Annotated in this window: 11 protein-coding genes; 10 read left to right on the top strand and 1 reads right to left on the bottom strand. The window is 59.3% G+C overall.

The genetic code is table 11. The features are described 5' to 3' along the window. The first annotated feature begins 14 nt into the window (after positions 1-14). The 7 genes from pilL2 (at position 15) to KDX37_RS02245 (ending at position 5,921) form a co-directional block, all read left to right on the top strand. Complete coding sequence (gene pilL2, locus KDX37_RS02275) at positions 15-557, top strand: PFGI-1 class ICE element type IV pilus protein PilL2 (RefSeq protein ID WP_231651054.1); 543 nt, start codon at positions 15-17, stop codon at positions 555-557. Beyond that, the gene (locus tag KDX37_RS02270) at positions 554-1,225 is read left to right on the top strand and encodes a chemotaxis protein (RefSeq protein WP_231651051.1); all 672 of its coding nucleotides are present in this window, start codon (positions 554-556) and stop codon (positions 1,223-1,225) included. Before pilL2 ends, KDX37_RS02270 begins: the two co-directional genes overlap by 4 nt. A 9-nt stretch (positions 1,226-1,234) precedes the next feature. Beyond that, positions 1,235-1,954 (top strand): TIGR03759 family integrating conjugative element protein, encoded by a 720-nt coding sequence (locus KDX37_RS02265; RefSeq protein ID WP_231651048.1) that lies wholly within the window; start codon positions 1,235-1,237, stop codon positions 1,952-1,954. After that, complete coding sequence (locus KDX37_RS02260) at positions 1,936-2,484, top strand: lysozyme family protein (protein WP_231651045.1); 549 nt, start codon at positions 1,936-1,938, stop codon at positions 2,482-2,484. The genes KDX37_RS02265 and KDX37_RS02260 overlap by 19 nt, the downstream gene beginning before the upstream one ends. Next, on the top strand, positions 2,481-2,996 hold the full coding sequence (locus tag KDX37_RS02255; protein ID WP_231651043.1) for an integrating conjugative element protein: 516 nt from the start codon (positions 2,481-2,483) through the stop codon (positions 2,994-2,996). Before KDX37_RS02260 ends, KDX37_RS02255 begins: the two co-directional genes overlap by 4 nt. Positions 2,997-3,005: 9 nt before the next feature. Then, on the top strand, positions 3,006-5,111 hold the full coding sequence (gene traD, locus KDX37_RS02250; protein ID WP_231651041.1) for a type IV conjugative transfer system coupling protein TraD: 2,106 nt from the start codon (positions 3,006-3,008) through the stop codon (positions 5,109-5,111). Between the two features lie 78 nt (positions 5,112-5,189). Further along, complete coding sequence (locus tag KDX37_RS02245) at positions 5,190-5,921, top strand: TIGR03747 family integrating conjugative element membrane protein (protein WP_231651040.1); 732 nt, start codon at positions 5,190-5,192, stop codon at positions 5,919-5,921. A 255-nt stretch (positions 5,922-6,176) separates the two neighbouring features. On the opposite strand, the gene KDX37_RS02240 is transcribed toward KDX37_RS02245, so the two are convergent. After that, positions 6,177-7,115, bottom strand: a complete 939-nt coding sequence (locus KDX37_RS02240) for a helix-turn-helix transcriptional regulator (RefSeq protein WP_231651039.1) — start codon at positions 7,113-7,115, stop codon at positions 6,177-6,179. Positions 7,116-7,261: 146 nt separating this feature from the next. On the opposite strand from KDX37_RS02240, the gene KDX37_RS02235 reads away from it, so the two are divergent. The 3 genes from KDX37_RS02235 (at position 7,262) to KDX37_RS02225 (ending at position 12,946) form a co-directional block, all read left to right on the top strand. Beyond that, positions 7,262-9,265: a TonB-dependent receptor gene (locus KDX37_RS02235; protein ID WP_231651038.1), complete on the top strand. Its 2,004-nt coding sequence runs from the start codon at positions 7,262-7,264 to the stop codon at positions 9,263-9,265. Positions 9,266-9,422: 157 nt separating this feature from the next. Beyond that, a complete protein-coding gene (locus KDX37_RS02230) occupies positions 9,423-11,204 on the top strand; it encodes an ABC transporter ATP-binding protein (protein WP_231651037.1) in 1,782 nt (593 codons plus the stop codon). Beyond that, complete coding sequence (locus KDX37_RS02225) at positions 11,201-12,946, top strand: ABC transporter ATP-binding protein (RefSeq protein WP_231651036.1); 1,746 nt, start codon at positions 11,201-11,203, stop codon at positions 12,944-12,946. The genes KDX37_RS02230 and KDX37_RS02225 overlap by 4 nt, the downstream gene beginning before the upstream one ends. The last annotated feature ends 56 nt before the right edge of the window (positions 12,947-13,002 follow it).

Raw genomic sequence — 13,002 nt, 5'->3', positions numbered from 1 at the left:
CATGAGGCTTTTCCATGGAGCGCTTTTTCACGCCTGTCTGCCTGCTGGGTTTTTTGAGTGCCTGCAGCGCGCAAATCCCCACCCCATTGCCGACTAATCCAAAGATCGACAGTGGTTCCAATCGGACCCAGTTATCAAGGAGCCCAGCCGAAGCAAGCCATCCGGCGGAAATCCGTTACGGTCGCTATACGCTGGTGAGCACCGAGCCCACCACGGAGCAACGTGATCTTCTCGCTCAAATCATTGATGTGAACATACCGTCCAACTTTAATCCCTCGGTACAGGAGACGATGCACTACGTGCTGCAGCGCTCGGGTTATTCGCTCTGCCCTGCCACCGAACCAGTAAAGACACTTTTCACTCGACCTCTGCCTGCAGCCCATTACCGGCTCGGTCCGGTTCCGTTACGCAGCGCACTACAGGTATTGACTGGCTCCGCCTGGCAACTCACGACCGATGAGGTCAGCCGTTCGGTCTGCTTCGAACAGCAGAAAGCTGATGTCGGCATCGTGCCGGCTAAACCAGACTCGTCCCATCAGACGGAGGCTCGGCCATGAAAGCCTCGACGTTTCAAACCATCATTGTTGGCTTACTTTGCCTGGCGGTCTCCGGACTGAGTGGTGGTTTGTATAACCAGTATCAACGCGTGACCGAGCTGGGAAATGCGAACGCCCGACACCTACAGATCCTGCAAACCTTGCAACGTGATTCGAGCGATCTCAAAGACGCGCAGGAGAAGCTGCAGCATGCACTGAAGGACCTGAAGCAGATTGTGGATTCCGGTGAACAACAGGCCAACACACTCGACCCGATTTTGGATCAATGGGCACAAGAGATACAGGAGCTACGCGACGGTCTGGCAGACCGCGCCGCCACAGCCGACATGAACGCGCTACGCGCACGACTTGAGCACGTCGAGCAGCAACTCCTGGACCTCAAGCCACAGCCAACACTTCCCCCACCGACATCTTCCCCGGCCAAACCGAAGAAAACCTCTCGCCCCAAGTCTGCCCTGCTCCCGCCGCCATTCTCAGTGCTGAGTGTCGAGTCCCGTGGTGGCGAGCGCTTTCTGGCGGTCGCGCCTCCTGATAGTCGCTCGCTCAACGATACCCGGTTGCTGCACACCGGCGAGCAGCTTGGCACATGGCGACTGAAAGTGCTGGAGCCGAAGGCGGCCATCTTCGCAGTGGCTGCTCAGCCAGACCAGACAGTGCAACTCCCTTGAGAAGCGATCATGAGCAGAGCCCCACTACTCCCCATAGTCTGTCTCGCTTCGCTACTGGCCATAGGCGCTGCGATGGGCAACCCCATCACAACACCGTCAAGGAACCAGGACACGCAGGTAGCGCCCTTGGGGCGCTCTGACTCTAAACAGGCGGCGAGTTGGGGCCTGACCGAGCAGGAATGGACACGCTTCGAACAGATCCAAGCCGGCCCACGCGGTTTCTGGAGCCCGAACCTCGATCCGTTAACCGCCCTCGGGGTTGAGTCCAAGACCGACCAAGAGCGCCAGCGATATCCCGAATTACAGGTAGCACTGGAAGCCAAGCGCGCCGAGCGTGAATTGGCCTACCAAAACGCTTACACAGCGGCCTGGGCCAAGCTGTTTCCGGGGCTGTTGCCGGTTCAGGGTATGGCATCCCCGCCCTCTGCTAGCTCACCGGTAGAGCCGCGCCGAGCTCTGTTTGTCGAAGACCACTGCTCTGCGTGCACCGCCGAAGCACAGCGTCTGCAAAGCAGTGATACGGCATTCGATATCTACCTGGTGGGCAGCCAAGGCGAGGATGAACGCGTCCGCAGCTGGGCTCGGCAAGCGGACATTGACCCAGCCAAGGTTCAACGCCGGCAGATCACCCTGAACCATGACCGTGGTCGCTGGTTCAGCCTGGGCGCCCCAAGACCATTACCCGTCACATTTCAACAGGTGAATGGACAATGGCAACGTGTCGATTGATTGCTATTGCGCTCCTGCTGACGGTGCACGCGGTTCAGGCTAACGAACTTCCGCCTCCGGCTTATCAACTGGCGGCGCATGACGCCAACATCCCTTCTACGGTGTTGTTCGCAATTGCCTTACAGGAGAGCGGTATTCGCGTCCGTGGTCGACTGCTGCCGTGGCCTTGGACCCTGAATATCGCCGGAACACCCTACCGTTTCGCCACTCGCCAGGCCGCATGCCACGCCTTGCTCCAGGCGCTCACACTATATGACGCTAAGCGGGTCGACGCCGGACTAGGGCAAACCAACCTGGGTTATCACGGACAACGTTTTTCCAGTCCCTGCGAAGCTCTCGAACCCTACCGCAATCTGGCTGTGACTGCAGCACTGCTGCAAGAGCATCACGCTGTCACCGGTAATTGGGTGTTGGCTGCCGGACGCTATCACCGATCGGCAGGAGGAACGCCGGCGGCGCGTTACCGCGCCGGATTTTCCCGGCAGCTTGAACGGCTGCTGACTTCCTCCGAACAAGGCATATCACCATGAAACGAATATCCCTTACCTGCTGTTTAATCCTGCTCTTGGCATCTTTAGCCCAGCCGGAACTAACTTTAGCCGGGGATCAGCCTAGCGACTTAACCCGCGCCCATTTTAAAGTTGCCAGGCCGCCCATGAACAACAATCTCCAACCTGGTCGGGCCATGCATGCGGACTTGTCCACGTTTGCCGATGAAACCTGGACATTACCCGTTCGCAGCTCTCACTTGAGCCCCGGCCAAATCACGTCTCGCGCCCTAAACATTCCAGGCTTACGGCCATTTTTCCTGGTGGGTGAGGATACCCACTCACTGGCTTGGTTGCGTCAACGCGCGCCTGAACTTCAGGAAATGGGCGCAGCCGGTCTAGCGGTTGAAGTAACCGATACCGAAGCTTTGTCCCGGATTCGAGCCGCCGCGCCGGGCATCACCATCCTGCCGGTCAACGGTAACGACATCGCCACCCGCTTGCAGATCGAGCATTACCCCGTCTTGATCACTGACACCTCACTGGAACAGTGAGTCCAGATCATGGCAGAGCATGCGATGGAGTCAAAGCTCCGGCCGGCGGTGGAGTTGTACACCGTAGCGATCTGCATCGCCGCCGCGGTGTTGTGCGTGTACTCGCCCTGGGCTGTGGCCCTGTCACCCGAGATCGGGCTGGTTGCGGCGCTGGCCTATACCCTATTCGGCCTGATACGCCTGCGACAAGCCTGGGAGGTGTTGCGCTATCGGAGCAATATCCGTCGGCTATCCCGCTACGAGCTGACCAGTCGGCAGATTCCGGTCAGTTGTAAGCGGCTGTTTATGGGGCGCGGGTTTCGCTGGACCCGCCTGCATACCCAGCGCTTGGTCGAGGCTCAGGATCCAGCGGTCGCCCATTATGTCGACCAACCGGCCCGTTATCGCCTAGCCCGTGGACTCGAACGGTCCCTTGAGCATGCACCGTTTACGCTCTCGACATTGGCCCGTGTCACTGCCTGGGACAGTGCCGTCAATCCGTTGCGCCCTTTACCACCGGTAGGAGGCTCGCCACTGCTGCATGGAGTCGAGCCAGATGAAACGGAATTCAGTCTGCCACTGGGCGAACGGGTCGGTCACACGCTGGTGCTGGGCACGACCCGCGTCGGCAAGACGCGACTCGCCGAGGTGTACATCACCCAGGACATTCACCGCATTGAACATGAGGTAGTGATTGTCTTCGACCCGAAGGGCGATGCCGACTTGCTCAAGCGCATGTACGTCGAAGCCAAACGTGCCGGTCGGGAGAAAGAGTTTTATGTCTTCCATCTGGGCTGGCCAGAAATCTCCGCCCGCTACAACGCGGTGGGACGTTTCGGACGTATTTCTGAGGTGGCATCTCGCATTGCTGGGCAGCTCAATGGTGAAGGTAACTCCGCGGCCTTCCGTGAGTTCGCATGGCGTTTCGTCAACATCATTGCGCGGGCTTTGATCGAATTGGGCCGCCGTCCGGACTACCTGCAGATCCAGCGGCATGTGGTCAACATCGATGCTCTGTTCATCGAATACGCCCAGCATTTTTTCGCCAAGACCGATTCGAAAGCTTGGGAGGTGATTGTCCAACTCGAAGGTAAACTCACCGAGAAGAATATTCCCCGGCATATGGTCGGGCGTGAAAAGCGGGTGGTGGCCATCGAACAATACCTAGCGGCGAAACGGGTGTTTGATCCGGTCATGGACGGGCTGCGTTCGGCCGTACGCTATGACCGTACTTACTTCGACAAAATCGTCGCCTCGCTGCTGCCATTGCTGGAGAAACTCACCACTGGCAAGACAGCGCAGTTACTAGCGCCAAACTATACCGACCTGGATGACCCGCGGCCGATCTTCGACTGGATGCAGATCATCCGAAAACGCGGCATCGTCTACGTTGGCCTGGATGCGCTGACTGATGCCGAAGTGGCCGCCGCCGTGGGCAATTCAATGTTCGCCGACTTGGTCTCGGTCGCGGGACATATCTACAAACATGGCATTGACCATGGACTGCCTCAATCTGGCAACGCTGGTGACAAACTGCCAATCAACCTGCATGCCGATGAGTTCAACGAGTTGATGGGCGATGAGTTCATTCCGCTGATCAACAAGGGGGGCGGTGCCGGTATCCAGGTAACCGCCTACACCCAAACCCTCAGCGATATCGAAGCACGAATCGGCAACCGGGCCAAGGCCGGCCAGGTGATCGGCAACTTCAACACCCTACAGATGCTGCGAGTGCGCGAAACCGCAACCGCGGAACTGCTCACCCAGCAGTTGCCCAAGGTTAATGTGCTGACCAAAACCTTGGTCTCGGGTGCGACCGACACCTCCGATCCGGAGGCAAACACGGACTTCACCTCGTCCTCACAGGACCGTATCAGCAGCACCAACGTGCCGCTGATCGAGCCTGCGCACATCGTCAGTTTACCCAAGGGGCAAATGTTCTCCTTCCAGGCCGGCGGCCAGCTCTGGAAAGTCCGCATGCCGTTGCCAAAACCCTCCAACGACGATGCCATGCCCAAAGACCTGCAGGAACTTACCCAGCGAATGCGGGCCACCTATAACGAGCAGGCAGGACAATGGTGGAGCTCCAGTGGTGGCGGTCCAACAATAAACTTCGATTTGGATCAGGTGAGGTAGCCCGGCTCCGCCATGGGTTTCGATTCAGCAAAGACGTATTCGGCAGGCGTCGTGGCAAGGCGCAATATGGAGTGAACGATGGCGACTACCGCTCAGAATACGCCGTCACAACCGATCCAGCGCCCGGGATTGATTATCTCGGCAACCAGCCTGGTTCTGCGCATCATCGGCGTGCTGATGGCCTCGCTGCTGTTCTCGATCCTCATCGAGTTCACCGGTTTGCTGCTGTTCTGGAGCGATCAGGGTTGGCGGCACAGCCAAGCCATGTTGACGAACGAACTGGGTTGGCTGAGTGAGCACTTCAAAGCGTCACTCATCCTTCAACAACCCGGACAGACGATTGTCCAGTGGCTGGACTTTCTAAATCAGTGGCTGCTGGTCAAGACTGGCTTTGCGGATTTTGCCCGGCAGGCGCGGGTGTCGGGCCAGGGCAACGGTTTCTGGAGCTGGATCAATCAGCTCTACGTGAGTATTGAGGACTTCGTGCTGGCGGCGGTGTATGTGACCTTTACCTTCGTGATGCGCCTGACCATTCTAGTCCTGGCAACACCATTGTTCCTTATGGCCGCGCTGACCGGTTTTGTCGATGGTTTGATGCGCCGCGACCTTCGTAAGTTTGGAGCCGGGCGAGAAAGTAGTTTTGTCTATCACCGCGCCAAGCGGGCATTGATCCCGATGCTGATCGCGCCGTGGATCATTTATCTTTCTCTACCCGTTTCGCTTGATCCCATGGCCGTCTTTTTACCGAGTGCGGTGATGCTCGGAGTTACGACAGCTATCACCGCCGGAACGTTTAAAAAATACATCTAATAGTATGCATTGATGGTATGTAAACCATGCCAGCTAATTTAACCAACACACGACGGCGACGTAACCCCCATGCTAGACAAACCAACAATATCCCGCGGCCGCGATTATCAATCACCGCTAAGTGACAGCAGCAATTACGCTGATAAAAACCAATTTTCCCGATCTGTAGAGCGCGGAAATGAATTGCCTCTGAGCAGTTTGTAGAAAGCCACTTTGAAGCACGGCACAAACACTATCCAGTGAACCTTGTAAAGGTTAACTAGGGGGGCTGCCGACCGCAAGACCTTGGACATTTTCATCGGCCCTCGCGCTGAAATGCAGCGGGTTTATGCCGTAGTAACGGCGAAACACCTTGGCGAAGTGGCTGGCACTGGAATAACCCACCGCCGCCGCCACATCGCTGACCGCCCCCTGCTGCCTTAATAATTGCGCCGCTCTTTCGATGCGGACTTTCTGGAGGTAGCCGTAAACGCCACTGTCGTAGCTCTGACGAAAACCCTGCTTGAGCTTTTTCGTGTTGAGCTCCACGGACTGGGCCAGCGATTCGATGGTCCAGTCCTGCTCGGGGTGCGCTTCAAGCAGCTTGCGCGCCCGCTCGACGCGCATCAGGTCACGGCCTCCGGCGTTGAGCCCGGTGAAATGCGCCAGGTCCTGGATATGCGCCGTCAACTGGCCGAGCATTTCATAAGCCTTGCCACGCAGCAGCAAATCCCTGGCCACGCCTTCAAGCTTGCAACCGAGCATCTCCTGGCCGATCCGCCTTATCACCTGGGGCGCCGGGAACTGCACCAGCCGTGCCGTGCGATCCTGGGAACGGGTGTTCTCCCAAGGCCCCTGATAGTCGAACAGTTGCCCGGCCAGGTCGAGCATGCCCAACCGGTGTGCGGCAAAACTGATATTCACGCCGCGCCAGCACGTACCCGCGGGAACGAAACCTTCGCCCCTGACCGGAACCGTCGAATGGAACAGGCAACAGTGATCTTCACGCCAGCTCAGGGGTGAGGTGTCGGCAAAATAGCGCCAACCGGAGCAGTTGGCGTGGTACGACACTGTCAAAGACGCTTCGCAGAAGGCGTTCAGATGACGGTCTTCGTCGACCTGCCAGTCAATAAGCCGGATATCGAGCTCATCACCCACTTCATCCGTAAGGACCTTGGGCAGCTCATAGTCAGCGCAATAATGATTGAGGCTCATTGGCATGCAATCGTTTGGGAATCAGACTCAAATGATAACACTTATCAACTAAAGTACCGATTGCGCGCATTTCGACCCTGATCGCACGCGCGACGAAACGGTTAAGTCCAGAGAATACGGCCATTCCTTCTCACCCGAGTCTTTCCATGCAACGTTCTCTACTCAGTCTGGCAATCATGCTCGCGGTTTCCCATCAGGCGCTTGCCGACGATGTAATGACCTTGCCGGACATGCAGGTTACCGCTGGCAAGCGTGTGCAGTCCCAGGACCAGACCGATCTGGCGCTGTCGGTGGCCAGTCAGGCGGATCTGGAGCGCGCCAATGTCTATCAAAGCGGCGACCTCGAGAGAGTATTTCCGGAGCTGTTGATACGCAATACCGGGGCAAGTGTGTTTCCCAGCCTGAGCCTGCGCGGCGTGTCATCGTCGGACCCCTACAACGCACACGTGGGCATTTATGTCGATGGTGTGCCGCAATATCTGGGCACCTTCAATCAGCAGTTGCTCGACATCGAACACATCGAACTGCTGAAAGGCCCGCAAGGCACGCTTTACGGCCGTAATGCCCACGCCGGAGCACTGAATATCCTCACCCGTCAGCCAGACAACACGCCGACCGCCACACTGCAAAGCCGATTCAGTAACCTGCATCAACAAGTGTCGGCGACAGGCTCGACGCCGCTGGTGGACGACAAACTGTTCATTCAAGGCACCGTGTACCACGACGACACCGACGGCGAACTGACCCGCAGCGAGCACCACGGCGACAGCGACAACGGTGGCGGCAATGTCGGCCTGACCTTCAAGCCCAACGAAGACTTCATCCTCAAGCTGGCCTATGCCCGGGATCGCCTGACCTCTTATAACGAGCAGTACCTGGCGGACGCCACCTATGAAAAGCGCCGGGCGAGCGTGCCGCTGATGGAATCAGTCTATGTGCGGCGCGTGGAAACCAGCAGCGCGACCCTGGACTGGAACCTCAGCGATGCGCTCAAATTCACCTCCATTACCTCCCTGCAGAACTACCGCCATGAGCGACTGTACGGCGATCTGGGTTTTCACTGGCCCGAAACCCAGCGCACCGTCAGCCAGGAACTGCGTCTTTCCACTCAGGGCGATGATCGTGCCTGGGATGCGGTGGGTGGTCTGTACTGGCAGAAGAGCCGCAGCCACTCAGAGCGCGAACCTGACCGCAGCGCCCCGTTGTTCGGCGTTTACGGCGTGGCCGACAGCCGCATCGAAAGCACCGAAAAAGCGGTATTCGGCGAATTCACCTGGCACCTTGCACCGCGCTGGGACCTGACACTGGGCGCACGGCACAGTGTGGAAAAAGCCGAAACCGATTACACCCAGGTCGATGCAGCCTTCACGCCAGGCTTCGTTTACAGCGGCAACGACTCCTTCACCAGCACCACGCCCAAGATTGCCCTGGGCTTCCAGGCCACTCCGGACACGCGCCTGTACGCCTCGGTCAGCAAGGGCTACAAGGCCGGTGGTTACAACCGCATCGGTGCCATCACCCCTGACGCCGTGGCGTATTCGCCCGAGAAGTCCCTGAACACGGAAATCGGCGTCAAATCCAGCCTGCTCGACCAACACCTGTGGCTCAACGCCGCGCTGTACCGCATCGACATCGACGACGTGCAGCAATTCATTGGCGCGGCGGGCACTGGTACTCAGTCGCTGAGCAACATCGGTAAGGCCCGCAGTGAAGGCGCAGAGCTGTCCATGGACTGGCATGCAGATGACGCCACCCTGATTCGCCTGGCGGGCACCGTCAACCGCAACCGCATGCTCGACTCGGATCGCCAGGGCAACAGGCTCACGTATACCCCCGGACGCACCTTGCGCGCCTCGGCCGAGCACAGCTTCTATTTTGACGGCCTGCTGGGTGAGGTGCGGCCCAGCGTCGGGATCAGTTACACCGGCAAGCACTATTTCGACGTCGACAACGAAGTATCCCAAGGTGGTTACAGCCTGGTGGACGCTCGACTGGCATGGCTGCCCACCCCTGATCTGGAGCTTGCGCTTTACGGTAATAACCTTGGCGACAAGGACTACCGCACCTATTCCTATCTGTCCGGCGGCGCGCAGTTCAGCCAGCCGGGACAAGGCAGGGAATTGGGGCTGAGTACCAAAATCACCTTTTGATCTGAACATGCTCGACGCGGCTTGTGCACAGCGGTGCACCAACCGCATCGAGAAAGCCACCACACCCATTCAGCACTAACAACGCCGGGCGAGCTTTCGGGCGCCCGTCAGCCGCTGCATGGCGAAATAACAGATACGCACACCCAAGGAGTGCTGTATGACGCGCGATCAGGCTGCTGCCGACACGGCCACAACCCGGCCCCTCAGCCATACCGGACTGCTCGGACTGGCGCCGGGCATGTTTGCCCTGGCAATCAGTTGCGCCGTGGTTTCAACGCTGCTGAGCCTTGTGCCGCTGTGGTGCATCTACAAGATCGCGCAGGTCTTGCTGAGCCCCGTACCTGATACACATGCGGCATTGGTCTGGGGCCTCTGGGCACTGGCGGCAGTGCTGCTGCGCTGGCTGATCATGACCCTCAGCCATGTGACCGCACATCTGGCGGCCTTCGAGTTGCTGCGTCAGTTGCGCAGCCGGATTGCGCGACATCTGGGTGAAGTGCCGCTGAGTTTTTTCAGCCAGCACAGCGGTGCCGACCTGCGTCGCACTATGAGTGACGATGTCGGTGCACTTGAAGGGTTCTTTGCTCACTCACTGCCCGATTCGATTTGCGCCGCAGTCATGCCGCCGCTGACGCTGGTTGTGCTGTTCATCGTCGACTGGCGGCTGGCGCTGGCCTGTATCGCCCCGTTGCCGCTGGCGTTTCTTGCGCAGATGCTGATGGTAAAAGGCTCGGCCGAGCGCATGGCGCAGTGGCAAGGCATGCAACAACGTATTTCACAAAGCTTCAGCGAGTACCTGCAAGGCATCCAGGTGGTCAAAAGCTTCGGCCTGACCAGCCTGCGCTTCGGCTCGCTGAGCACCGATATACGCGGTGCAGCAGCGTGGGTGGCCGGGTTTGCGCGCAAAAGTTCGCTGTTCTGGGTGGTGTTCTCCGGGCTGCTGAGCGCCAGCCTGATGATCGTTGCGCCGCTGGGCGCCTGGTTGCTGCTGGATGGCAGTATCACGCAGGAAACCCTGCTGCTGTTTCTGCTGTTGGCACCCGCCGCCCTGCTACCCTTGTTGCGCCTGACCTACATGCTCGGCGATCAGGTCAAGCGCAATGCGGCGCTGGCGAGGATCAACAGCGTGCTGCTCAGCCCGTCGCTGAGCGAAAACGCCGATGCACAGATTCCCGACGCGCCGCTGGACCTGTGCCTGGAAAACGTCTGCCACGCCTATGGCCAGAGACAGGTTCTGGATCACGTCGGTTTCAGCGCTCAGGCGGGTCAGTTGACTGCCTTGGTCGGCCCCAGCGGCGCGGGCAAAAGTACCCTGGCGCAATTGGTAAGTCGCTTGTTCGACGCCGACAGCGGCAGCATCACGCTGGGTGGCACCGAGCTCCGCGACTGGCCTCTGCAGGCGCTGCTCGATCGGGTCGCGACGGTGTTTCAGCACGTGCATCTGTTCGACGGAACGGTGCTCGACAACCTGCGTCTGGCGAGCCCCGACGCCGATCAGGCGAGTGTAGAGGCCGCAGTCCGTGCGGCATGCGCCCATGATTTTATCGAACGCCTGCCGCAAGGTTACCACACGCCTATTGGCGAAGCCGGCGCGCAACTGTCCGGTGGCGAGCGCCAGCGCCTGTCAATTGCCCGCGCCTTGCTGAAGAACGCGCCGGTACTGATTCTCGATGAAGCGACTGCCTACGCCGACAGCGAAAACGAGGTGCTGATCCAGCAGGCGCTGGCCAACCTGTGCCGAGGCCGGACCGTCCTGATGATTGCCCATCGCCTGCACACCATCATCGACGCGCAACGCATCGTCGTCCTCGATCAGGGCCGTGTGCTCGGCATTGGTCGCCATGAGCAACTGCTCGAAAGCTGCGAGCTGTATCAACAACTCTGGCAGGACCACACCCATATTCGTCAATGGCAACTGAGCAGTGGAGAACCCGCATGATTTCCAGTCTGATGCGCGCGGGCGAACGCCTCGCAGGGCAACGCGACCCACGCCTGAATCAAGGGCTGCGCCTGGCGGTCCTTGAAGGCTTGCTGAGCGCAGCGCCATACCTGCTGCTGTACTGGCTGCTGGCAAGCCTGTTCGACAATACCCTTCAGGGCTGGAACGTGATCTGGCTGGCACTGGGCATGCTTGTCTGCCTGGTGGCGCGAATCGTCGTCGGAGCCCTCGGTACACCGCTGATATTTACCGGCGCCTACGCAATGATGGCCAACGCCCGCCTGCGTCTGGTCGACCATCTACAGAAGCTGCCGCTCGGCTGGTTCGCGACCACCAACAGCGGCGAAATCCGCGCTCAGGTCACCAGTGACCTGGCCATGGTCGAGCACCTGTGGTCGCATTTTCTCGGGGTGTTTGCCCTGTCGCTGGCGGAGCTTGTATTTATTTTGCTGCTGCTGTTCTGGCTACAGCCCATTCTTGCCTGCACGGTATTGCTCACGCTGCCGCTTGCTGCGCTGGCAATTTACGTGGCGATCCGCAAAACGCTGCTGCACGCCGACCACATGCTCGCCACCAGCAACCGTACTCAGGCGGCGTTGCAGGAATACATTCAGGGCATTGCGGTAATACGCAGCTTCGGCCGCTTCGGCAGTGCCCTGCAGCGTTTGAATCAAACCCTGGACGAGCAACACCAGGCCATGATCAATATCGAACTGAGACCGGCAGCGTGGGTGGCTCTGTTCGGTCTGGTCATCGAGGCCGGGTTCATCCTTATGGTGCTGCTGGGTTGCAACCTGCTGCTCGACGGGCAAATGAGCATCCAGCACCTGATGATCTTCACTGTGCTGGCCTGGCCGCTGTATCGCAAAAGCATCGACCTGGGTTTCTCCGTTCTGTTGCTGCGTTTCGGCCATCGCGCGCTGTCGCGCACCGAGCAGTTACTCGACCAGCAACCGATGCCAGAGCCTGCCCGGCCACGCAGCCTCGAACGTTTCGATATCGAACTCAGAGATGTGCGTTTCAGCTACGCCGAACGCGAAGCGCCGGTTATCGATGGCCTCTCCTGCCACCTTGCCGCTGGCAGCCTGACTGCGCTGGTCGGCCCCAGTGGCGCGGGAAAAAGTACCCTGGCGCATCTGGTTGCCCGACTGTGGGACATCGACAGCGGCCAATTAAGGATTGGCGGTATCGTGGCACGGGACATCGGCAGCGAGCAGCTGCAAAAACAGATATCGATGGTCTTCCAGGACGTCACGCTGTTCTCCGGCACGGTGCTCGACAATTTGCTGGTCGGCAAGCCCGACGCAAGCGAGCAGGAGGTCATTCACGCTGCACGTCTGGCCCACGCGCACACGTTCATCGAGGCGCTGCCCGACGGCTACGCCACACGCATCGGCGAAGGTGGCGGCTGGCTGTCGGGCGGTGAACGGCAACGCCTTTCGATTGCTCGGGCACTGCTGAAGAACAGCCCGATCCTGCTGCTCGACGAAGCCACCTCAAGCGTCGATCCGTCGTCGGAAGCCGCCATTCAACGGGGACTGGATGCGCTGGTACGTGATCGCACGGTACTGGTCATCGCCCATCGTCTGCACAACATCCAGCACGCCGATCAGATTCTGGTCATGGACCGCGGACGCATCGTGGAACAGGGCCGCCACGATGAACTGTTGGCGCAGCAAGGGCTGTACGCCCGCCTGTGGAACCGTCAGGGCCAGGCACGGAACTGGCACCTGCACACTTGACCCCCCTGCGCCGCGCCACCTAGAGCGCGGCACGAGTACTTGTCTGGATGGAGTCT

This window comes from Pseudomonas californiensis (genome assembly GCF_021147775.1).
In the GTDB taxonomy this organism is placed as follows: domain Bacteria; phylum Pseudomonadota; class Gammaproteobacteria; order Pseudomonadales; family Pseudomonadaceae; genus Aquipseudomonas; species Aquipseudomonas californiensis.
Note: the sequence above shows the minus strand (reverse complement) of the source record. Positions and strands in the feature narration are given on the sequence as shown.

Excerpts from the sequence above, each read along its gene's own strand:
- KDX37_RS02270 (WP_231651051.1), top strand. The coding sequence starts at position 554 with ATGAAAGCCTCGACGTTTCAAACCATCATTGTTGGCTTACTTTGCCTG.
- KDX37_RS02230 (WP_231651037.1), top strand. The coding sequence starts at position 9,423 with ATGACGCGCGATCAGGCTGCTGCCGACACGGCCACAACCCGGCCCCTC.
- KDX37_RS02260 (WP_231651045.1), top strand. The coding sequence starts at position 1,936 with ATGGCAACGTGTCGATTGATTGCTATTGCGCTCCTGCTGACGGTGCAC.
- KDX37_RS02255 (WP_231651043.1), top strand. The coding sequence starts at position 2,481 with ATGAAACGAATATCCCTTACCTGCTGTTTAATCCTGCTCTTGGCATCT.
- KDX37_RS02225 (WP_231651036.1), top strand. The coding sequence starts at position 11,201 with ATGATTTCCAGTCTGATGCGCGCGGGCGAACGCCTCGCAGGGCAACGC.
- traD (WP_231651041.1), top strand. The coding sequence starts at position 3,006 with ATGGCAGAGCATGCGATGGAGTCAAAGCTCCGGCCGGCGGTGGAGTTG.
- KDX37_RS02265 (WP_231651048.1), top strand. The coding sequence starts at position 1,235 with ATGAGCAGAGCCCCACTACTCCCCATAGTCTGTCTCGCTTCGCTACTG.
- pilL2 (WP_231651054.1), top strand. The coding sequence starts at position 15 with ATGGAGCGCTTTTTCACGCCTGTCTGCCTGCTGGGTTTTTTGAGTGCC.
- KDX37_RS02240 (WP_231651039.1), bottom strand. The coding sequence starts at position 7,115 with ATGAGCCTCAATCATTATTGCGCTGACTATGAGCTGCCCAAGGTCCTT.
- KDX37_RS02245 (WP_231651040.1), top strand. The coding sequence starts at position 5,190 with ATGGCGACTACCGCTCAGAATACGCCGTCACAACCGATCCAGCGCCCG.
- KDX37_RS02235 (WP_231651038.1), top strand. The coding sequence starts at position 7,262 with ATGCAACGTTCTCTACTCAGTCTGGCAATCATGCTCGCGGTTTCCCAT.